23 protein-coding genes are annotated in these 21367 nt (G+C 63.3%); 18 read left to right on the forward strand and 5 right to left on the reverse strand.

What is annotated here, in order from left to right; genetic code table 11:
• Positions 1–338 precede the first annotated feature (338 nt).
• The 3 genes from ACFE72_RS18965 (at position 339) to ACFE72_RS18975 (ending at position 3118) form a co-directional block, all read left to right on the forward strand.
• Complete coding sequence (locus tag ACFE72_RS18965; protein WP_375414661.1) at positions 339–1694, forward strand: 3-carboxy-cis,cis-muconate cycloisomerase; 1356 nt, start codon at positions 339–341, stop codon at positions 1692–1694.
• Positions 1695–1805: 111 nt separating this feature from the next.
• Positions 1806–2591 (forward strand): 3-oxoadipate enol-lactonase, encoded by a 786-nt coding sequence (pcaD, locus tag ACFE72_RS18970; protein WP_375414662.1) that lies wholly within the window; start codon positions 1806–1808, stop codon positions 2589–2591.
• Between the two features lie 134 nt (positions 2592–2725).
• Positions 2726–3118 (forward strand): carboxymuconolactone decarboxylase family protein, encoded by a 393-nt coding sequence (locus ACFE72_RS18975; protein ID WP_375414663.1) that lies wholly within the window; start codon positions 2726–2728, stop codon positions 3116–3118.
• Here the strand turns inward: ACFE72_RS18975 and ACFE72_RS18980 are convergent.
• Positions 3069–3584: a hypothetical protein gene (locus tag ACFE72_RS18980; protein ID WP_375414664.1), complete on the reverse strand. Its 516-nt coding sequence runs from the start codon at positions 3582–3584 to the stop codon at positions 3069–3071. The two genes, ACFE72_RS18975 and ACFE72_RS18980, sit on opposite strands and share 50 nt — an antisense overlap.
• Before the next feature lie 269 nt (positions 3585–3853).
• Between ACFE72_RS18980 and ACFE72_RS18985 the strand changes: the two genes are divergently transcribed.
• The 5 genes from ACFE72_RS18985 (at position 3854) to ACFE72_RS19005 (ending at position 9342) form a co-directional block, all read left to right on the forward strand.
• Positions 3854–4771 carry a branched-chain amino acid ABC transporter permease LivH gene (locus tag ACFE72_RS18985; RefSeq protein WP_375414665.1) on the forward strand — a complete coding sequence of 306 codons (918 nt, stop codon included), beginning with the start codon at positions 3854–3856 and terminating at the stop codon, positions 4769–4771.
• A gap of 7 nt (positions 4772–4778) precedes the next feature.
• Positions 4779–6161 carry a high-affinity branched-chain amino acid ABC transporter permease LivM gene (gene livM, locus ACFE72_RS18990; protein ID WP_375414666.1) on the forward strand — a complete coding sequence of 461 codons (1383 nt, stop codon included), beginning with the start codon at positions 4779–4781 and terminating at the stop codon, positions 6159–6161.
• Positions 6158–6994: an ABC transporter ATP-binding protein gene (locus tag ACFE72_RS18995; protein ID WP_375414667.1), complete on the forward strand. Its 837-nt coding sequence runs from the start codon at positions 6158–6160 to the stop codon at positions 6992–6994. The genes livM and ACFE72_RS18995 overlap by 4 nt, the downstream gene beginning before the upstream one ends.
• Before the next feature lie 151 nt (positions 6995–7145).
• Positions 7146–7889 (forward strand): ABC transporter ATP-binding protein, encoded by a 744-nt coding sequence (locus ACFE72_RS19000; RefSeq protein ID WP_375414668.1) that lies wholly within the window; start codon positions 7146–7148, stop codon positions 7887–7889.
• Positions 7890–8220: 331 nt separating this feature from the next.
• A complete protein-coding gene (locus tag ACFE72_RS19005; protein WP_375414669.1) occupies positions 8221–9342 on the forward strand; it encodes a branched-chain amino acid ABC transporter substrate-binding protein in 1122 nt (373 codons plus the stop codon).
• Between the two features lie 172 nt (positions 9343–9514).
• Here the strand turns inward: ACFE72_RS19005 and ACFE72_RS19010 are convergent, their stop codons facing one another.
• On the reverse strand, positions 9515–10249 hold the full coding sequence (locus ACFE72_RS19010; protein WP_375414670.1) for a cytochrome c biogenesis CcdA family protein: 735 nt from the start codon (positions 10247–10249) through the stop codon (positions 9515–9517).
• A gap of 219 nt (positions 10250–10468) precedes the next feature.
• Here ACFE72_RS19010 and ACFE72_RS19015 point away from each other — a divergent pair, with 219 nt between their 5' ends.
• The 3 genes from ACFE72_RS19015 to rpe all read left to right on the forward strand — a co-directional run bounded on the left by ACFE72_RS19015 (position 10469) and on the right by rpe (position 12634).
• The gene (locus ACFE72_RS19015) at positions 10469–11467 is read left to right on the forward strand and encodes a P1 family peptidase (RefSeq protein WP_375414671.1); all 999 of its coding nucleotides are present in this window, start codon (positions 10469–10471) and stop codon (positions 11465–11467) included.
• Between the two features lie 48 nt (positions 11468–11515).
• Entirely contained in the window at positions 11516–11716 is a 201-nt protein-coding gene (locus tag ACFE72_RS19020) for a KTSC domain-containing protein (protein WP_375414672.1), read from the forward strand.
• Positions 11717–11932: 216 nt separating this feature from the next.
• Positions 11933–12634, forward strand: a complete 702-nt coding sequence (gene rpe, locus ACFE72_RS19025; protein WP_375414673.1) for a ribulose-phosphate 3-epimerase — start codon at positions 11933–11935, stop codon at positions 12632–12634.
• Here rpe and ACFE72_RS19030 read toward each other — a convergent pair.
• Positions 12631–13227 carry a TetR family transcriptional regulator gene (locus tag ACFE72_RS19030; protein ID WP_375414674.1) on the reverse strand — a complete coding sequence of 199 codons (597 nt, stop codon included), beginning with the start codon at positions 13225–13227 and terminating at the stop codon, positions 12631–12633. The genes rpe and ACFE72_RS19030 overlap by 4 nt on opposite strands.
• A gap of 402 nt (positions 13228–13629) precedes the next feature.
• On the opposite strand from ACFE72_RS19030, the gene purB reads away from it, so the two are divergent.
• Together purB and ACFE72_RS19040 are read left to right on the forward strand one after the other, a co-directional pair.
• Positions 13630–14964: an adenylosuccinate lyase gene (gene purB, locus ACFE72_RS19035; protein ID WP_375414675.1), complete on the forward strand. Its 1335-nt coding sequence runs from the start codon at positions 13630–13632 to the stop codon at positions 14962–14964.
• Between the two features lie 76 nt (positions 14965–15040).
• Complete coding sequence (locus ACFE72_RS19040; protein ID WP_375414676.1) at positions 15041–15580, forward strand: MOSC domain-containing protein; 540 nt, start codon at positions 15041–15043, stop codon at positions 15578–15580.
• 61 nt (positions 15581–15641) lie between these two features.
• Here ACFE72_RS19040 and ACFE72_RS19045 read toward each other — a convergent pair whose 3' ends face one another.
• Together ACFE72_RS19045 and ACFE72_RS19050 are read right to left on the reverse strand one after the other, a co-directional pair.
• Complete coding sequence (locus ACFE72_RS19045; RefSeq protein WP_375414677.1) at positions 15642–16472, reverse strand: FTR1 family protein; 831 nt, start codon at positions 16470–16472, stop codon at positions 15642–15644.
• 10 nt (positions 16473–16482) lie between these two features.
• Positions 16483–16830, reverse strand: coding sequence for a cupredoxin domain-containing protein (locus ACFE72_RS19050; protein ID WP_375414678.1), 348 nt, complete (start codon positions 16828–16830; stop codon positions 16483–16485).
• A 303-nt stretch (positions 16831–17133) separates the two neighbouring features.
• Between ACFE72_RS19050 and murI the strand changes: the two genes are divergently transcribed.
• The 5 genes from murI to ACFE72_RS19075 all read left to right on the forward strand — a co-directional run bounded on the left by murI (position 17134) and on the right by ACFE72_RS19075 (position 21356).
• On the forward strand, positions 17134–17922 hold the full coding sequence (murI, locus tag ACFE72_RS19055) for a glutamate racemase (RefSeq protein ID WP_375414679.1): 789 nt from the start codon (positions 17134–17136) through the stop codon (positions 17920–17922).
• A gap of 59 nt (positions 17923–17981) precedes the next feature.
• A complete protein-coding gene (locus ACFE72_RS19060) occupies positions 17982–18365 on the forward strand; it encodes a cupin domain-containing protein (protein WP_375414680.1) in 384 nt (127 codons plus the stop codon).
• A gap of 96 nt (positions 18366–18461) precedes the next feature.
• Positions 18462–19241 carry an acyltransferase gene (locus tag ACFE72_RS19065; RefSeq protein ID WP_375414681.1) on the forward strand — a complete coding sequence of 260 codons (780 nt, stop codon included), beginning with the start codon at positions 18462–18464 and terminating at the stop codon, positions 19239–19241.
• A 247-nt stretch (positions 19242–19488) separates the two neighbouring features.
• On the forward strand, positions 19489–20106 hold the full coding sequence (gene rpsD, locus ACFE72_RS19070) for a 30S ribosomal protein S4 (protein WP_375414682.1): 618 nt from the start codon (positions 19489–19491) through the stop codon (positions 20104–20106).
• A 182-nt stretch (positions 20107–20288) separates the two neighbouring features.
• A complete protein-coding gene (locus ACFE72_RS19075; RefSeq protein ID WP_375414683.1) occupies positions 20289–21356 on the forward strand; it encodes a threonine aldolase family protein in 1068 nt (355 codons plus the stop codon).
• The last annotated feature ends 11 nt before the right edge of the window (positions 21357–21367 follow it).

Raw genomic sequence — 21367 nt, forward strand, 5'->3', positions numbered from 1 at the left:
TCTTCATGCCGCTTCGCAGAACCGGGACCCCGGTTCCTTGCAGCCGCAACAACCGGGACCCCGGTTTCTTGTCGCAAGCAACCGGGACCCCGGCTCTGCAGCGCACCGCTCCGCAAGGGCTGCGCGCTGCGCTGCGTCCGGGGAACGCGCCCCGTGGAGCGCGATATTGCAACACGCCGCACCACACGCCGCGTCAACCGCGGGCTTGACCGACTTATCCATCGCTCTTGGCAAAAGGATTTTGCGAAGCGGGATGGATTGCCGGGTCAAGCCCGGCCATGACGATGGGCGTTTGGCATTGGCAGACATCGGCCGAAATGGTTAGGGTCGCGCGCAGCATGAGCACGTCTTTGTCCCCCCTCCTGGCACCGTTGTTTTCCAGCGCCGCCATGCGCGCGGTCTGCGACGATGCATCCACGCTGCAGCACATGCTGGATTTCGAAGCGGCGCTGGCGCGTGCGGAAGCGGCGGCGGGAGTGATCCCGGCAAGCGCTGCCGGTCCGATCGCAAAGGCCTGCAAGGCGGACGCGTTCGATCTCTCCGAGCTTGCCGACGCCGCCACGCGTTCCGGTAATCTGGCGATCCCTTTGATAAAGGCGCTCACCGCGTCGGTGGCGACAACCGACCCGGATGCCGCGCGCTATGTACATTGGGGCGCCACGAGCCAGGACGTGACCGACACCGCAACCATGCTGTCTCTGCGCGCCGCCCTCGACGCGCTGCTGCCGGATCTCGACCGCGCCATCGCCGGCTTCGCTGGCCTCGCGCGGCGATATCGCGGCACCGCGGCGGTGGCGCGGACCTGGCTGCAGCACGCGCTGCCGATGCCCTTCGGACTGAAACTTGCAGAATATGCCGCAGCCCTGCATCGGTCGCGAACGCGGCTGGAGCGGCTGCGCAGGGAGGCCCTGGCGCTGCAGTTCGGCGGCGCCGCGGGAACCCTGGCTGCGCTCGGCGACAACGGCCTGCGTGTGGCTGAAAAGCTCGCGCGAGAATTGAAACTGCCGCTGCCGGATGCGCCGTGGCACACCCATCGCGACCGCATCGCGGACGCCGCCTCGGTGTTCGCGATCCTTGCCGGCAGCTGCGGCAAGATCGCGCGCGACGTATCGCTGATGATGCAGACCGACGTCGCCGAGGCGTTCGAGCCATCCGGCGAAGGCCGCGGCGGCTCATCGACCATGCCGCACAAGCGCAATCCGGTTGCAGCGGCGACGGCTCTTGCCGCCGCCACCATGGCGCCAAATCTGGCGGCGACGATTTTCGCGGCGCAGGTGCAGGATCATGAGCGCAGCGCCGGACCGTGGCACGCCGAATGGCCGACGCTTCCGACGCTGCAGCTGGTCACGTCCGGAGCGCTGGCGGCCATCGTCGACATCGCCGAAGGGCTGGAAGTCGACGCCGTCCGGATGCGGCTCAATCTCGACGCGACGCACGGCCTGATCATGGCGGAGGCGGTGACATTCGCGCTGGCGAAATCCATCGGCAAGAGCGACGCGCATCATCTGGTGGAGGCGGCAGTAAAGAAAGCCGTCGCCGGCAAGCAGCATTTGCGCGAGGTGTTGGCGGACGATCCGACAATCGTTGCGTATCTCGGCGCCGACGAAATCGCGAAATTATTCGAGCCGATGGCCTATCAGGGCGTCTCGCAAGCGCTGATCGATCGGCTGCTGAAGTCGCTTGAGGAAAAATAACGTTGGCATCATTGCCGGGCTTGACCCGGCAATCTTCGAGAGACTCTGACGAAGAAGGATGGATACGCGGGTCAAGCCCGCGTATGACGCGGAGAGTGTGGAGAAACGTCTATGCCCATGATCGATGCCGGCGACGGTTGCCTGCTCAACGTGTCGGTGGAAGGCCGCAACAGCGGACCGACGCTTATGCTGTCCAACTCGCTGGGTTGCACAATGGGAATGTGGGAGCCGCAGATGGCGGCGTTCACAAACCAGTTTCGCGTGGTTCGCTACGACCGGCGCGGCCACGGCAAATCCGGCGTGCCGCCCGCGCCTTATTCCATGGAGCGGTTTGGACGGGATGTGCTGGCGATACTGGACGAATTGAACATCGCGAAGACGCACTGGTGCGGGCTGTCGATGGGCGGCATGGTCGGGCAATGGCTGGGCGCCAACGCGCCGGAGCGATTCGATCGCATCATCCTGTCCAACACCGCCTGCTATTATCCCGATCCGACCAACTGGCTCAATCGCATCAAGGCGGTGCAGGAAGGCGGCATCGCCGCCGTCGCCGACGCGGTCATCGCCGGCTGGCTGACCGCGGATTTTCGCGCGAGCGCGCCGGACATCACCGCGCAGATGAAGGCCATGCTGACGGCATCGCCGGTGCAGGGCTATCTCGCCTGCTGCGAGGCGCTGAGCACACTCGACCAGCGCGCGCTGCTTCCGAAGATCAAAAATCCGACGCTGGTCATTGCCGGACGCCACGATCCGGCGACACCGGTTGCGGCCGGTGAATTCATCCGCAGTCAGGTCCCCGGGGCCGGCATGACCATTCTCGACGCCGCGCATATTTCCAATGTCGAGCAGCCGCAGGCCTTCACCGACGCCGTGATCGGCTTTTTGACGCAACGCTAATCAGTACCCCGTCAATCCGGGGCGCGTGAAGCGCGAGCCCGGAGTCCAGAGCCACGATCGGCGTTTACGGGTTCCGGGCCTGCGCCAGGAGGCGCATCTCGGGAATGACGAGAAACACGAGAGGGAGCCAACCCATGAACGATCAGCAACGCCGCGATGACGGCATGGCGCAGCGCCGGAAGGTGCTGGGCGATGCATGGGTCGATAAATCGGCCGCCAACAAAAATTCGTTCAATGCCGAGTTCCTCGACCTGATCACGCGCCATGCGTGGGCCGACATCTGGACCCGCCCGCATTTCGACCATCGCATCCGCCGCATATTGGTGATCGGCACCCTGGTGGCGCTCGGGCAATGGGACGAGTTCCGCCTGCATGTACGCGCGGCATTGACGGAAGGCGGTTTTTCGCCCGACGACATCAAGGAAATCCTGCTGCAGCAGGCGATCTATTGCGGCGTGCCGGCGGCCAACCACGCCATCAAGGAAGCGCTCGCAATTGTTCAGGAGTTGGACCTGTTGAAACGATAGGCCGCCCGATCTCGGCAGGCCGCTCGACCAGCAACACGATCGCCATGCCGAGCAGCATCAACAGTTCGGCGGCATGCAGCCGAAGCGCCGCGGGCTCTGCGACTTGTGAAGCCATCACCATGCAGGCAAAGCTGATGACGCTGCCGATGCCGAGGGCGAATGCCAGCGCTTCATCGCATTCGCCGGCTTTACGCGCCGCCGGGCGCGTGATCTGGATGAGGAAGACGATGAAAAACGCCGCGACAGTCAGCCTGCCGAGCGCCAGCAGCCACGCAAATCGTGTGAGGTCGGCTGCGGCGACCCGCAGGGTATCACTGAGGAACAGCGCTGCGGAAATATTCGGCCGCTCGTAAAAGCCCTGGACCGGCGATGTCGCGATTCTGAATCCGGCGATGCACCAGGTCGGGATGAAATAGGACGCCAGCAGTGCGCCGTTGAAGGTGCTGATCCGCCAATTCGTCGCCATGCCGGGCATCCCACCTCGCCGCGGCGCTCTGGACCGGTAACGGCGGTCCGGCGAGGTAGCCTCGGTAAACAGCGGCCGGCAATCTAAACCATTTATTTACCTTAACGGGGGCGCGAGCAGCGGGCGGAACCGGCAAACTCCGGTGTACAGTTCCACGTGCCGCACCCGGCGCGGTTGCCGCTCCCGGCTACCGCTGTTAGAAAACGGCACGACGCGGCGTTCCGGCTGCCGGAGCCATCGCAGCGTCACGGCTCAAGATACGGCAGCGCATGGATTATTTCGCCCAGCAACTGATCAACGGCATTGTGCTCGGTTCGATCTATGGCCTGATCGCGATCGGCTATACGATGGTCTACGGCATTGTGGGCATGATCAACTTTGCCCACGGCGATATTTTCATGATTGGAGGTTTTGTCGCGCTGATCAGCTTCCTGATCCTGGTTTCGATCGGCCTCACGGTCGTTCCGGTGATCCTGCTGATCGTCCTGCTGGTGTCGATGGCAATCACCGCGCTGTATGGCTGGACCATCGAGCGTATCGCCTACCGGCCCCTGCGACACTCCTTCCGCCTGGCGCCCATGCTGTCGGCAATCGGCATGTCCTTTGTGCTGATCAACTACTCCCAGATCGCACAAGGCGCGCGGGTGAAACCGGTGCCGCCGATTATCACCGGGGGCTATATGCTGCACGAGGGTGCCGGCGGCTTCGTGGTGCAGCTCTCCAACGTGCAGATCGTCGTCGTCATCACCACGGTGCTGCTGCTGGCTGTCTTCACCTGGCTGGTGGCGCGCACGCGGCTTGGCCGCGACATGCGCGCCTGCGAACAGGACCAGACCATGGCGGCACTGCTCGGCGTCGATGTCGACCGCACCATCTCGATGACCTTCGTTATCGGGGCGGCATTGGCCGCCGTCGCGGGGATGATGTATCTGCTCTATTATGGCCTGGTGGATTTCTTCATGGGGTTCGTCGCGGGCATCAAGGCTTTTACCGCCGCGGTGCTCGGCGGTATCGGCTCGCTGCCGGGCGCGATGCTGGGCGGGCTGGCCATCGGCCTGATCGAAACCCTGTGGTCGGCGTATTTCTCGGTCGAGTACAAGGACGTCGCGGCATTTTCGATCCTGATCATCGTGCTGATTTTCCTTCCGACCGGCCTGCTCGGCCGGCCGGAAGTCGAAAAAGTCTGACGGCGCCGTGACAACGCTCGCCCCCGAACAAACCTCGCGCGTTCACGGCATCGCCTTCATCCTGAAGAAGGCATCGATCTCCGCGCTGGTGGCGCTGGTGCTGTTCTCGCTGATGATCGGCATACGCACCGAGGCAGGCCCTTCCGGGCAGTTGATCTGGTGGACCCGGTTCGGCGATCTCGCGGCGATGGTCGCCGCCGTATTCGGCGGCAGCATCGTGGTCGAATTGCTGCGGCAATGGTGGGGACCGATCGGTACCGTCCGGATCGTGCCGCCGAATGTGCAAAGCGGGCTCGCGACCGCGCGGAAACTGATCGCGCCGGTGCTGCTGGTCTTCACCTTCCTGGTGCCGGTGATCTTCTACGATCAACGCTACATTCTCGACCTCGGCATCCTGGTGCTGACTTACGTGATGCTGGGCTGGGGACTGAACGTGGTGGTCGGCCTCGCCGGACTGCTCGATCTCGGCTATGTCGCCTTCTATGCGGTCGGCGCCTATTCCTACGCGCTGCTGGCAAAATACGGCCTTCCGCTTCCGCATCCGATTGCATTCTATCCGTTTGTATCCATTGACTTCTTTCAACTCGGTCCCTGGGCATTCTGGGTGCTGCTTCCGGTTTCCGGCATTCTCGCGGCGTTCTGGGGCGTACTGCTCGGCTTTCCGGTCCTGCGGCTGCGCGGCGACTATCTCGCCATTGTCACACTGGCGTTCGGCGAGATTATCCGGCTGGTGATCATCAACTGGCAGGAATTGACCGGCGGCCCTAACGGCGTCAGCGGCATTCCGCGTCCGACATTTTTCGGAATCCCGCTGTCGCCCGGCGATGAGGGACTCGCCGCCAAACTAGGAATCGAGTTCTCGCCGACCCATCGCATCGTGTTTCTGTTTTATATCATCCTGGCGCTGGCGCTGCTCACCAACTGGGTGACCATAAGGCTGCGCCGGTTGCCGATCGGCCGCGCCTGGGAAGCGCTGCGCGAGGACGAAGTCGCCTGCCGCGCGCTGGGCATCAACACCACCACCACAAAACTCACCGCGTTCGCGACCGGGGCGATGTTCGGCGGTTTTGCGGGCGCGTTCTTCGCCACCCGACAGGGCTTCATCAGCCCGGAATCGTTCACCTTCCAGGAATCGGCGCTGGTGCTGGCGATCGTCGTGCTCGGCGGCATGGGATCACAGCTCGGCGTGGCGCTGGCCGCGCTCGCCATGATCGGCGGCTTCGAGCTGTTCCGGGGGCTCGATCAATATCGCATGCTGGTATTCGGCGTCGCGATGGTGCTGCTGATGATCTGGAGGCCGCGCGGGTTGATCGGGCATCGCGCGCCGACCGTATTCCTGCGGCGCAGCCGGGCGATTTCTTCCGACCTCGTCAAGGAAGGCCACGGATGAGCGCGCGCGACATCCTCGCCGTCGAAGGCCTGTCGATGCGTTTTGGCGGCATTGTCGCAGTCAATGATCTTTCGTTCAGCGCGCAGCGCAAGAAGATCACCGCGCTGATCGGACCGAACGGGGCCGGCAAGACCACGGTGTTTAACTGCATCACCGGCTTCTACAAACCGAGCAACGGCACCATGCGGCTGACGCACGATGACGGCACCGCGATCCAGCTCGAGCGCCTGAACGATTTCCGGATTTCAAAGCTCGCGAAAGTCGCGCGCACCTTCCAGAACATCCGGCTGTTTCCCGGCATGACCGCGCTGGAAAACCTGATGGTGGCGCAGCACAACGCGCTGATGCGCGCGTCCGGCTACACCTTTCTCGGCCTGATCGGCGCGCCCGGCTATCGCGCGGCGGAAAAACACGCCATCGATCTGGCGCGGCTGTGGCTCGACCGTATCGGGCTGCTCGATCGCGCCGACGATGCCGCCGGCAACCTGCCCTATGGCGACCAGCGCCGGCTGGAAATCGCCCGCGCCATGTGTACGGAGCCGGCGCTGCTCTGCCTCGACGAACCCGCGGCCGGACTGAACGCGCGCGAAAGCGCTGCCTTGAGCGAACTCCTGCTCTCGATCCGCGCCGACCACGGCACCTCGGTCCTGCTGATCGAGCACGACATGTCGGTGGTGATGGAAATTTCCGATCACGTGGTGGTGCTGGATTACGGAGTGAAGATCGCCGACGGCTCGCCGCAACAGATCCGCGACAATCCGAAGGTGATCGCGGCCTATCTCGGCGTGGAAGACGACGAAGTCGCCGCCGTCGAGCAGGAGTTGGAGTTGTGAGGTGGTTTCAAGATACGCCGTCATGGCCGGGCTTATCCCGGCCATCCGCGTCTTGGCCACGTCTGCGGAAGGAAGACGTGGATGTCCGGGGCACCTGCACGAAGACGCGCTTCGCGCTTTTGCCCGGCCATGACGGCTGTAGGGTCGCGCCATGACCGCAACTTCCGCGCCCCTGCTCGCGATCCGCGGCCTGCGCGCGGCCTATGGCAAGATCGAGGCGCTGAAGGGCGTCGATCTTGCCATCAACCCCGGCGAGATCGTGACGCTGATCGGCGCCAACGGGGCCGGCAAGTCGACGTTGATGATGACGGTGTTCGGCAAACCGCGCGCGCGATCCGGCCGGATCATATTCGACGGCCGCGATATCACGGATATGCCGACGCATGAGATCGCGCGGTTGCGCATCGCGCAGGCGCCCGAGGGCCGCCGGATTTTCCCGCGCATGAGTGTCGCGGAAAACCTGCAGATGGGCGCCGACGCCACCAACTCCGGCGATGCCGACCGCTCCGCCGGGCTGACGCGCGTGCTGACGCTGTTTCCGCGCCTGAAGGAACGCATGACCCAGCGTGGCGGTACGCTGTCGGGCGGCGAGCAGCAGATGCTGGCGATCGGCCGCGCGCTGATGAGCCGCCCTCGCCTGTTGATGCTGGACGAGCCCTCGCTCGGCCTTGCCCCGCTGATCGCCCGGCAGATCTTCGATGCGATCCGAACCCTGAACCGCCAGGACGGCCTCACCGTGCTGATCGTCGAGCAGAACGCCAACCACGCGCTGCGCCTCGCCCACCGCGGCTACGTCATGGTCAACGGCCTGATCACGCTCGACGGCACCGGCGCCGAGTTGCTGCAGCGCCCGGAAGTCCGGGCGGCGTATCTGGAGGGCGGACGCAGGGCGTAGTGCTGGCGTTCCCCGGACGCAGCGAATTCGTCATGCGCGCGGCTTGACCATCCATCCTCTTGGGAAGGTTCCATGCGACGAGACGGATTGCCGGGTCGAGCCCTGCGATGACCCTCGGTGGATGGACCCCCGGTCCTGCGGAGCGTCACTTCGCGCAGCATCGCACCCGGGACACCAGGCCGCTACTGCTGCAAGATGCGGCGATCCCGCGCTGCAATTGCGAAAAATTGCCGATGACTTCACGTCCAAATCAGCCGACAATGCGCGCAAGTTCCAAACCCGGCGCGGGCCGCCGGGACCTCTTCGTCCAAGATCATCGCGAGGACCACCTATGAAACAAACCAAACTCATCGGCCTGGTTGTGGGCGCGTCGTTGGCGCTGTCGACCGCCGCACTGGCGCAGGACATTACTATCGCGGTCGCCGGCCCGATGACCGGCAGCGAATCGGCGTTCGGACGGCAGATGAAGAACGGCGCCGAACAGGCAGTGGAGGATCTCAACGCCGCCGGCGGCGTGCTTGCGAAGAAGCTCGCGCTGCAGGTCGGCGACGACGCCTGCGATCCAAAGCAGGCGCGCTCGGTGGCGGAAAAGATCGCCAGTTCGAAGATCCCGTTCGTCGCAGGCCACTTCTGCTCGTCGTCGTCGATTCCGGCCTCGGAAGCCTACGCGGACGGCAACGTGCTGCAGATCACGCCGGCCTCTACCAATCCGCTGTTTACCGAGCGCAAGCTCTGGAACGTGGCGCGGGTCTGCGGCCGCGACGACCAGCAAGGCCTCGTGGCCGCCGATTACATCGCCAAGAATTTCAAGGGCAAGAACGTCGCCATCCTCAACGACAAGACCACCTACGGCAAGGGTCTCGCCGACGAGACCAAGAAGGCGCTCAACAAAGTGGGCTTTACCGAGAAGATGTTCGAATCCTACAACAAGGGCGACAAGGATTTTAACTCCATCGTGTCGCGGCTGAAACGCGACAATATCGATCTCGTCTATGTCGGCGGTTATCACCAGGAGGCGGGATTGATCCTGCGCCAGATGCGCGATCAGGGCCTGAAAACCGTGCTGATGGCGGGCGATGCGATGAACGACAAGGAGTTCGCTTCCATCACGGGGCCGGCCGCGGAAGGCACGCTGTTCACCTTTGGCCCGGACCCGCGCAACAAACCCACCGCCAAGGCGATCGTCGAGAAGTTCAAGGCAAAGAACATCGATCCCGAAGGTTACACGCTCTATACCTACGCCGCGATGCAGGTGTGGTCGCAGGCGGCGGCGAAAGTCGGTTCCACCGATCCGAAGAAGGTGATGGACGCCATCAAGGCCGGCGAATGGGATACCGTGCTCGGCAAGATGGGCTTCGATGCCAAGGGCGACATCAAGGCGATCGATTATGTCGTCTACAAGTGGGACGCCAAAGGCAATTACGGCGAGATCGATCCCGGCAAGGGGACGTGAGGGCACGCAGCTCAAAGCGTCGTCCCCGCCAAGGCGGGGACCGATGATCCCTGCCGTCTGCTGGACGTGAGCGACGGCCGTTCCACAACAACCCTAACGCTTCGCGTCGACGACACGGCGGATGGGTCCCCCGCCTTGGCGGGGACGACAACGTTGAAGGCCGCGGCGTCCCTTATCCGAAATTCTGCAGCGCGGGAAATGTCTCCAGCAGCCAGATGCTGACGTTCGACACCGTGCCGGTGAGAAAGCAAATGCCGGTGATCACCATCAGCACGCCCATGGCGCGCTCGACGGCGGCAAGATGCCGCTTCATTCGCGAAAGCAGCGACGAGAACTGTTCGACCATGAACGCCGCGGCCAGAAACGGAATACCGAGGCCTGCGGAATACACCGCGAGCAGGCCCGCGCCTTTCGCCACCGTCGCCTCGCTTGCCGCAACCGAGAGGATGGCGGCGAGAATTGGGCCGATGCACGGCGTCCAGCCGAATGCGAATGCCAGGCCCATGACATAGGCGCCCCACAAGCCGACCGGTTTTGGGGCTGTCAGCCGTCCTTCCCGCATCAACAACCCGATCCTTGTCAGGCCGAGAAAATGCAGGCCCATGATGATGATGACAATACCGGCGACGATCGAGAACTCTGCCGACCAGGCACGGATGAAGCCGCCGACAAACGAAGCGCTGGCGCCGAGCGCCACGAATACCGTCGAAAAGCCCAGCACGAACATCAGCGCCGAGATCATCACCGCGCGTCTCGATGCCGCCGCGGTTTCGGCGCTGTTGACGCGGTCGATGGTGGCGCCGGTGAGATAGATCAGATAGGGCGGTACCAGCGGCAGTACGCAGGGCGACAGGAAGCTGACCAGACCGGCGATCAATGCGGCGGGGATGGTGACGTCGTGAATCATGGAGCTTGGATCGTTTCGGTTCGGAATTCCGGCAATACGGAAAATATGGATCGTCATTCCGGCGCGCGTCTTCGCGAACCCGAATGACGGTGCCTAATTGCACTGCTACCGCGGCAGGACGCAAGCGCTGTCGCCCCAGCCTGCGCAGTTGTGATCCCCGCGTGATCGGGTTGACCCGCTCGTTGCAGTGGGGTCATCTGCACCCGGGAGGGCAACGCGATGAAAAATCTCCTCACCGATATCGCAGGCGTTCGGGTTGGTCATGCCGAAGACGCGCAGCTTGCGTCCGGAGTTACTGCGGTGATTTTCGACCAGCCGGCCGTAGCGGCAATCGACGTGCGCGGCGGTGGCCCCGGCACACGCGATTGCGCGCTGCTGGACCCCGTCAACACCGTGGAGCGGATCGACGCGCTCACGCTGAGCGGCGGCTCCGTGTTCGGACTGGAAGCGGGCGGCGGCGTGCAGGCGTGGCTCGCCGAACAGGGCCGCGGCCTTGCGGTCGGCGGCGCGCGCGTTCCGATCGTACCCGGCGCGGTGGTGTTCGATCTCGTCAACGGCGGCGACAAGAAGTGGGGCCGCTTCGCGCCTTACCGCGAACTCGGTTATGCCGCGGTCGCGGCTGCAAGCGGCGATTTCGCGCTCGGCAGCGCCGGCGCCGGGTTCGGCGCCACCACCGCGAATTTCAAGGGCGGGCTCGGTTCGGCTTCGGCCGCGACGGCCGGCGGCGTGCGTGTCGCGGCACTCGCCGTGGTCAACGCGGTCGGCACCGCAACGGTCGGCGACGGGCCCTGGTTCTGGGCGGCGCCGTTCGAAACCGACGGCGAGTTCGGCGGACGCGGCCTGCCGCCGTCGTTCACGCCGGCGATGCTGGTGATGCGGCTGAAAGGCGGCGCCGCGGCAACCGCTGCAGAAAACACCACGCTGGCGGTGGTCGTGACCGACGCCGTGCTGACGAAACCGCAGGCCAGGCGGCTGGCGATGATCGCGCAGACCGGATTCGCACGGGCGATCCATCCGGTGCACGCGCCGCTCGACGGCGACGTGGTGTTCGCCGCGGCCACCGGCGAGAAGCCGATCGATCCGCTTGTCGGCCTCACCGAACTGGGGATGGTCGCCGCCAACACGGTAGCGCGGGCGATCGCGCGGGGGGTGTACGAGGCAACCGCGCTGCCCTTCCCCGGCGCGCTGCCGGCGTGGAAGGATCGGTTCGGAGGATAGCCGACATTGGGGAAACCAGCTTGCCGTCCCAGAGACACGGAGCCACAAATGCCATCCAGCGTCATCCGCAGCTATTCCTATTCTGCAAAGAAAAGCGAACTGACGATCACTTTCGTCAGCGGGCGCCGATATGTTTATGCCGACGTGCCGCAAGACGTATTTGACGCCTTCAGAGCCGCTACGTCAAAAGGGTCATTCTTCAACAGTGAAATTCGCGATTGCTACAGTTGCTTTCAGCTCAGCAGCTAGCGCGGCCGTGCCCGGATGCAGCGCAGCGGACCGCCCTCGCGGCGTGGTGCGCTGCTGAGCCGGGGCCCATTTGCGGCCCCATGAAGGAGCGGGTCCCGGCTCTGCGGCGCACCGCAAGCGCGCGACGCTGCGTCCGGGACACGAGGCCGGTTCACATTGCTCCGTCGCGCCGCCCATGTTACGCGAAGCCGCTCGAAACATCCGGAACGACCTGCCATGTCCCCACCCTTCGCGCCGCGACCGCTCGTCATTGCGCCGTCCATCCTGGCGTCGGATTTCGCCAAACTGGGCGACGAAGTCCGCGCCGTCGATGCGGCCGGCGCTGACTGGATCCATCTCGACGTGATGGACGGGCATTTCGTCCCGAACATTTCCTACGGCCCCGACGTCATCAAGGCGATGCGGCCGCACACGACAAAAATCTTCGACGCGCACCTGATGATTTCGCCCTGCGATCCCTATCTCGAGGCCTTCGCCAAGGCCGGCTGCGACCACATCACCGTGCATGCCGAGGCCGGCCCGCATCTGCATCGCTCGCTGCAGGCGATTCGCGCGCACGGCAAGAAGGCCGGGGTCTCGCTCAATCCGGGCACGCCGCTGTCGGCCATCGAATATGTCATCGACATGGTCGATCTGGTGCTGGTGATGTCGGTCAATCCCGGTTTTGGCGGCCAGGCCTTCATCCCCTCGGCGCTTGGCAAGATCGCCGATCTCAGGGCGATGACGGCCGGCCGGCCGATCGACATCGAAGTCGATGGCGGCGTGAGCCCCGATGTATCAGGCCAGCTCGCCGCCGCCGGCGCCAATGCCTTTGTCGCGGGTTCCGCGGTGTTCAAGGGCGGCACGATGGCGTCCTACAAGGCCAATATTTCCGCGATCAGGAATGCCGCCGCGTCGGCGCGCGGGGAAATGATCTAGCGCTTTTTCGATACTTCAAGGCCGCGCAGCAGCAGTTCCAGCAAGGCGTCGATCCGCGTCGCCAGCGCCGGATCGCTCCATTCTTCGGAATGGGCCGGATGATGATAACGAACCGTAGCGTCAAAAATCGCCTGTGCCGAGGTTTTCACGTCGGTAACCTCGAACGCGCCCTGATCGACGCCCTCCGCCAGGATATGCGCGATCTGGTTGGCGAGACCTTCCTTGTACGCCTTGACCACGCCACGCGCCTCTTGTGCCAAGGCGAGGTAGGTCGCAAACATCTCAGGGTCGTCGCAAACCTTGGTGTATTTGGCGGCAAACAGCGCGCGCAGCCAGCGCTCCAGCTTCGCAGGAGCCGGACCTTCCCCGTTCGCAATCTTTTCCAGCGGTCCGTTGACGCGGTCAAGCCAGCGTTTCGCCACCGCATCGCGCAGCGAGGCCTTGCTCGGAAAATGCCGATAGACGCTGCCATGGCTGACGTCCAGCGCTCGCGCCACATCGACCACCGTGGCCTTGGCGAGGCCGTAGCGGCGCAGCACATCTTCAGTTACCTCAAGGATCCGCTCCGGGGTCAGAACAACTGCTTCGTTCATTTGAACACCGTCTGCATCTCGCTGTCGGATTAAGGCGAACGAATCTGGAGTGGTCATTGGCTGATCGGTTAGTGATTGAGCTTTTTGGCCTGCGCAGCAAGATGCCGGGCGATACGCTCGTTAAGCCAACGCTGAATGTGAACGGTCAAATAGAGAATTTCGATGGTCATGGCAGTATCCTTCAAATTCGCGGGACTTACGGTCGACCCGGCCAGGCGCCCCGCGCGGCGCATCCAACAGCGCCTTGCAGTCAAGATATCATAGCTGACTGACAGATTTCAATATCTGTCAGTCAATATTATGTGATCGAAGCCATTTCTGTTTCATAGCAAGCTTGCCGGTTTGTCTGACCCGGGCGGCTCTGCTAAAGCGCGGCAGTATCCCAAAATACCAGAGTTGTTGATGATCCCCCGCTACACCCGCCCCGAAATGGCTTCCATCTGGGAGCCGCAGACGCGTTTCAGGATCTGGTTCGAGATCGAAGCGCATGCGGCGGACGCGCTGGCCGAACTCGGCGTCATCCCGAAACAGGCGGCACAGGCGATCTGGACCAAGGGCAAGGGCGCCACCTTCAACGTCGAACGCATCGACGAGATCGAGCGCGAAACCAGGCATGACGTCATTGCCTTCCTAACCCATCTCGCCGAGATCGTCGGCCCGGAGGCGCGTTTCGTGCACCAGGGCATGACCTCGTCCGACGTGCTCGACACCTGCTTCAACGTGCAACTCACCCGCGCCGCGGATGTGCTGATCGCCGACATCGACAGGGTGCTGGCGGCGCTGAAGAAGCGCGCCTTCGAGCATAAAACGACGCCGACCATCGGCCGCTCCCACGGCATCCATGCCGAGCCGGTGACGTTCGGTCTGAAGCTCGCTTATGCCTATGCGGAATTCACCCGCGCCCGCGAACGTCTCGTCGCCGCGCGCACGGAGGTCGCCACTTGCGCGATTTCGGGCGCCGTCGGCACCTTCGCGCAGATCGATCCGCGCGTGGAACAACACGTCGCCAAGGCGATGGGGCTTAAGCCGGAGCCGATCTCGACCCAAGTGATTCCGCGTGATCGCCATGCGATGTATTTTGCAACGCTGGGCGTGATCGCGTCTTCGGTGGAACGTCTGGCCACCGAAATTCGCCATCTGCAGCGCACCGAAGTGCTGGAAGCCGAGGAATTCTTCTCCGAGGGCCAGAAGGGTTCCTCGGCGATGCCCCACAAGCGCAACCCGGTGCTGTCGGAAAATCTCACGGGGCTCGCTCGCATGGTGCGCGCCTATGTAACGCCGGCAATGGAGAACGTCGTGCTGTGGCACGAGCGCGATATCTCGCATTCCTCCGCCGAGCGCATGATCGGCCCCGATGCAACGGTGACGCTCGACTTCGCGCTCAACCGGCTCGCCGGCCTGATCGAGAAGCTGTTGGTCTATCCGCAGAACATGCAGAGGAACCTCGACCGGCTCGGCGGCCTCGTGCATTCGCAGCGGCTCCTGATCGCGCTCACGCAAAAGGGCGCCAGCCGTGAGGATGCCTACAAGTTCGTGCAGCGCAATGCCATGCCGGTGTGGCGCGGCGAAGGCGACTTCCTTGACCTGCTGAAAAAAGACGCCGACGTGAAGAAGTATCTTACCGACGCGGAAATCGCCGAGCAGTTCGACCTCGGTTATCATTTCAAGCACGTCGATACGATCTTCCAGCGCGTGTTCGGGGCAAGCCGAGCCGTGGGGCGGATCAGCGAAGCCTGACCCGCGCTTTTGCTGCATCGGAATTGGCGGATTACGCTTCGCTGATCGCCCTACACGTGGAATCGAGTCTTACAGCATGGGCAGAGTCGTCGCCGTCAGTCTTCGCCGCGGTCACCATTTCAGCAAGACGCCGAGCCTGAGCATCCGCCTGCTGAAGGGCCTCGGCGTCGATGGCGACGCGCATATGGGCGAGACCGTCAAGCACCGCTCCCGCGCCCGCTACCATCCGACCGCGCCTAATCTGCGCCAGGTGCATCTGATGCATGCTGAATTGTTCGACGAATTGCGCGCGAAGAATTTCGCCGTTCGGCCCGGCGACCTCGGCGAGAACGTCACCACATCCGGCATCGACCTGCTGGCCCTGCCGGCCGGGACACGCTTGCTGCTTGGCCAGACTGCGATGGTCGAAGTAACCGGCCTGCGCAATCCATGCGTCCAACTCGACCGCTTTCAAAAGGGTCTGATGGCCGCGACCCTGGCCAAGGATGACGCCGGAAACCTGATCCGCAAGGCCGGCATCATGAGCATCGTGCTGTCGGACGGCGACGTGCGGCCGGGCGATGCCATTCACATCGAGTTGCCGGATGCACCGCATCGGCCATTGCTGCCGGTGTAGCTGCCGACCCGCGAGGGTGGGTTACGGCGCTTCGCGCCTTACCCGCCCTACATGCTGCGATTCAAGTCTGCGCCGGCTGCGCTGTCTGCGGCTGCGACCCTGACAGCCGCATCAGCGCGAAAGTGATCGCCAGCACCGCGATGTAGACGCTGAGCTGCATTGCGGTCGGCTGGTCGGTGTATCCGATCAGGGTATGAAACGCCTTGCCGGGGATGCTGGACTCATCCAGCAGCCACGACGTGTCCCAGACCACATTACCCATCGCGGTCAGCCAGTTCGCTTTTTCAAGAAATGCCACGGCTTGCGCAGCCATCCCGGCCGCCAATAGCGTGATCAGCACCGTCGTCACCGCGAAAAGCGAGCGCATGGGAATACTGATCAGGCCCGCATAGGTAAGCAGGCAGACCAATGCGCCCAGCACAAGGCCGATCACCCCGCCGAGCGCGAGGCTCGCGGCCGAACCGCCGTCGCTGGTGACGATGCCATAGAGAAAAAGCGCGACCTCGCTGCCCTCTCGCAGCACCGCGACGCCGACGACGACCGCAAGCGCCAGCAGCGACTTCGATCCGTCGGCTACGGCCTGCCCGATGGCACGGACTTCGCTCGCAAGCTCGCGGCCGTGCCGCGCCATCCAGACATTGTGCCAAGTCAACATCACTACCGCGATGCCCAGTATGGCTGCGTTGAACAATTCCTGTCCCATGCCGGCAAACAGGTTCGACAGCGCGCCGGCAAAGGCTGCCACCAGACATGCGCCGGCGACGCCCCCGAGCACGCCGCCGCCGATCCAGAGATTGCGATGCGGAACCGTGCGCGTCACGGCGAGCACGATGCCGATGATCAAACCGGCCTCGAACACCTCGCGGAAAACGATGATCAGCGCGGCAAGCACGACCGCCCCTTTACTTCACGACAACGTTGCCGAACGCGACATTCTCGTTGTACTCGTCCACGAACTTGTATGTGCCCGGTTTTTGCGGCCGCACGTTGACGACCGCCTCGCTGTTGGCTGCGATCACCTTTTCGATCTTCAACGGCTTGCTTTCGAATTCCATCGCCTTGGCCTCGAGATTCTTCACCTTGATCGTGAAGGCGGTATTGGCGGGAACGGTCACTTCCGCGGGCGTGAATTTCTTGTCCTTGTAGCTCAACTGGATCTCGGTGGATTGCTGGGCCTGTGCGCCGGAACCCAGCAATGCGCTGAAAACCAGAGCGGCTACCGTCGTAGAAAACTTCCGCGCGAGTGACATGATCGTTCCTTCGGTGCGAATGAGCTGCGTTTCATACGCTGTTACCAGCCTGATCGTCGCGAGGCAAAAAGACGCGCGCTGATTGGAGATATTCTAAGCACTCTGATTGGAGCGATTCTAAATACGGCACAATCAGTTTGGCCCCCGGATCATGCGCGAGATCATGAAGGGAACACGCCTTCAATTCCTCGTCCAGCCACGAGGTCATGGGTCGAACCGATGCCCAAGCCTTTCACTGTCTGATGTTCATGGCCGTCTGGAATAGTTCCAAACTGGTAACGAAGTTGGACTAACCTTGCGACGATGCCAGCACGTCAGACCATTCTCGTGTTTGATTCCGGGCTCGGCGGCCTCACCGTATTGCGTGAGGTCGTCAGGGCACGACCCGATGCGCGCTATATCTACGTCGCCGACGATAAATTTTTTCCCTACGGCCATCACGGCGAGCAGCAGATCATCGCGCGCGTGGTGCCTTTGGTTGGCGAACTGATCGATGCGCATGAGCCGGACCTGGTCGTGATCGCCTGCAATACGGCATCGACGTTGGTGATGTCGCATCTTCGCGCGCAGTACCAGGTGCCGTTCGTCGGAACCGTGCCCGCGATCAAACCGGCCTGCGCGGGTTCAAAATCCCGACGGGTCTCGGTGCTCGGCACAAGAGGCACGGTCAAGCGCGAATATACCCAGGCGCTGATCCGCGATTTCGCGCAAGGCTGCAAGGTGACGCTGGTGGGTTCGGGCAATCTCGCCGCTCTAAGCGAGGCGGCGCTGAGCGGCGGAGCCGTGAGCGACCAGGATATCCTTGCCGAGATCGCGCCCTGCTTTGTCGAGGACAGTTCGGTCCGCACCGATACCGTGGTACTGGCCTGCACACATTTTCCACTGCTGATGGACCGCCTGGTGGCGCTTGCGCCGTGGCCCGTGGACTGGATCGATCCTGCGCCGGCGATCGCTCGGCGCGTCGCCGATCTGCTCGGTTCGGGTTGCGGCGAGGCCGACCATGCCGATGCTGAAATGATTTTCACATCCGGACGGCGGCACCCATTGCGACAAACGCTGGCGCCGTTTTTCGGCGGCCGGGCTCCTGCGTAAAGCATTGGCTTTCCAGCCCGCCGGTCCCCTGCTAGTTTCCGCTCCCCAGGGAGCAAAACATGATCAGAAAAATCGTACTTGGATTGACCATCGCCGCATTCGCCTGGTCCGGGGCCGCGGTCGCGCAGGGCATCAAACGAACGCCTTTGCAAAAGGTCGAATTTCCGGACGGCTACTCTACCATCACCGTCATCGCGGAAATCCCGGCCGGCGGATCGGCAGGTCGCCATACCCACCCGGGAATCGAAACCGGTTACGTGCTGGAGGGCGAAGGCGATCTGATCGTCGAAGGAAAGCAGGATGTTCACGTAAAGGCCGGCGACTCCTGGGCCATTCCGGCCGGCGTTGCCCATGATGCCAAGGTCAGCGGCGATAAATCGTTGAAGATCATCGCAATTTATGTCGTCGACAAAAGCAAGCCGCTGTCCTCGCCGGTGCCTTAGAATGTAAAACCAACTGGCGCGACGCGGGTTGGATCATGCTAGATCAGCAGGCCCGCCGGTTTGCCGGCCTTCTGACGTGGGAACTCGAGTTAAACGATGCGCGGAACGGTCCGAAAACTCTCAGTGCCGCGCCGCCTTATCACCGACCTCATGCATGCGTCGAAGCGTGTGCCCTTCGTCTCGTTGCGGCGAGCTTTGGACCTCGGGCCGCTGATTGAGGCGCGGGCGGCATCCGCGCTGCATCCCGGCTGGGCGGCGATCTTCGCCAAGGCCTTCTGCCTGGTGGCGCGCGACGAGCCGGTGCTGCGGACCCTCTACCTCAAATGGCCGTGGCCGCATTTCTATGAATTGCCGCGCAGCGTCGGCATGGTCGCGATCGCACGGGTGGAAGACGGCCAGGATTGCGTGCTGCCGCAAAAGGTCAGCGCAGCCGACGAATTACCGCTGGCCAAGGTCGATGCCTTAATTCGGCATGCCAAGACCGCTGCGGTCGACGATGTCCCGGCGTTCCGGAAGATATTGCGGGCGACGCGATTGCCGCTCCCGGTCCGGCGGCTGGTCTGGATGATCGGGCTCAATTTCGGCCGCCAGCGCGCCAATTATTTCGGCAGTTTCGGCGTCACCTCGGTGGCCGGCTACGGCGCCGGCGAACTTCACGCGCTCAGCCCGGGGCCGTTTATCGTCAGTTACGGCGTGGCGGGACCGGATCAGACGGTCGACGTCGTGATCCGCTGGGATCACCGGGTTACCGACGCCGCACTGATCGCAAAGACCCTGACCCGGCTGGAGCACGTGCTGAACACCGTGATTGTTGCTGAATTGCTGGCTCATCGGCATATCCCGGAACCAAAAGCGGTCCGCGCCGTCGCGACCTAGCGTCATTCCGCGATGCGCCCCTCAAGGCGCAGACCTCGGTCTGGCCGTCATATCCGGGCGCTTTCGGTTGACAGATCAGCCGTTTCTTCCTAAGTAACGCCTGCTCGCGGGCCGTTTTCGGCCCGCGTTGCGTTTCGCGACCCGCGGTTCACCCGTCAAGCTTATGGGGCGGACCTGTCGGCACCGGGACATTCCCGGCGCACAGGAGGGCGCGTTTCCTCAAAACTCAAACCTGCAAGAGGACGCGATGACTAAGCGCAGTGAGGCGAAATACAAGATCGATCGCCGAATGGGCCAGAATATCTGGGGCCGCCCGAAGAGTCCCGTGAACAAGCGCGAATACGGTCCCGGCCAGCACGGCCAGCGCCGCAAGGGCAAGCTTTCCGATTTCGGCGTGCAGCTGCGCGCCAAGCAGAAGCTGAAAGGCTACTACGCCAATATTTCCGAACGCCAGTTCCACGGCATCTATGTGGAAGCCGGCCGCATGAAGGGCGACACCGGCGAAAACCTGATCGGCCTGTTGGAGCGCCGCCTCGACACCGTGGTGTATCGGGCAAAATTCGTCGCCACCATGTTCGCCGCGCGCCAGTTCATCAACCACGGCCACGTCAAGGTCAACGGCCGCCGCGTCAACATCTCAAGCTTCAAGGTGAAGGTCGGCGATGTCATCGAGGTCAAGGAATCCTCAAAGCAGCTCACCGTTGTGCTGGAAGCCAACCAGCTCGCCGAACGCGACGTGCCTGACTTCCTCGAGGTCGATCACGGCAAGATGACAGCGAAGTTCAACCGCATTCCGCACCTGTCGGACGTGCCGTTCTCCGTGCAGATGGAGCCGCATCTGATCGTCGAATTCTATTCGCGCTGATTTTTTATCTCGCGCGACGACACAAGGCCCCGGTTTTGCCGGGGCCTTTTGTGTGCTTGCACAACCGTTGAATTCGTCATGCCCGGGCTTGTCCCAAGCATCCACGTCTTTATGGTTCGAACACGTAAGCAAGACGTGGATGGCCGGGACAAGCCCGGCCATGACGGGACCAGAGTTCTGAAATGCCCTACACCCCCGCTCCGCGCGATCCGAACGCAACGCCGGTACGCATCAACCTGTTGTCGGATACGCAGACCCGGCCGACACCGGCGATGCGGGAGGCGATGGCGCGCGCCGACGTCGGCGACGAGCAGATCGGCGACGATCCGACCACCAATCTGCTGTGTGAACGCGTGGCCGGCCTGCTCGGCAAGGCGGCCGCGGTATTCCTGCCGTCGGGCACCATGTGCAATGTCGCTGCCACACTGACGCATTGCCGGCCCGGCGATGAAATCCTTGCGCACGAAACCGCACACATCATCGCGCGCGAAGGCGGCGCGCACGCAGCGCTCGGCGGATTCCAGATCACCGCGCTCACCGGCGCGGACGGAAAATTCACCCTTGATACGGTTCGTGCCGCCCTTCATCCGCGTACCCGCTACGAGCCGCCGCAGACCGTGCTCAGTGTCGAGCAAACCGCCAATATCGGAGGCGGTACGATCTGGGCCAAAGCCGATCTCGATGCCATCGCGGAAACCGCAAAAGCCCACGGCATGGCGACCCACATGGACGGCGCGCGGCTGCTCAACGCCTGCGTCGCCACCGGCATTCCCGCGCGCGACATGTCTTCCGGCTGGGATTCAGTCTGGATCGATTTTTCCAAGGGCCTCGGCGCGCCGATCGGCGCCGTGATGGCCGGAACGCATGAATTCATCGACGAGGTCTGGCGCTGGAAGCAGCGCCTCGGCGGATCGATGCGCCAATCCGGCGTCTGCGCCGCGGCCTGCCTCCATGCACTCGATCACAATGTCGATCGGCTGTCGGATGACCATGCCAACGCGCGCGTGCTGGCACGGGGATTGTCCCAAATCGCCGGCGTCGGCGTGCAGCAGCCGGAGACCAACCTGGTGTTTTTCACGCCTGATGGCGCCGGCGTGCCCGGCGCCCGGATGGTCGCGGAGCTGCGCCGGCGCGGCGTGTTGCTTGCCATGATGGACGGGCGAATCCGCGCCTGCACGCATCTCGATGTCGATAGCGGCATGATCGAGGAGACCGTCGGGCTGGTACGCGAGATTGTCAGGACCGCGTAGCCCTTGGAGTA

It is taken from the genome of uncultured Bradyrhizobium sp. (genome assembly GCF_964252615.1).
GTDB lineage: Bacteria > Pseudomonadota > Alphaproteobacteria > Rhizobiales > Xanthobacteraceae > Bradyrhizobium.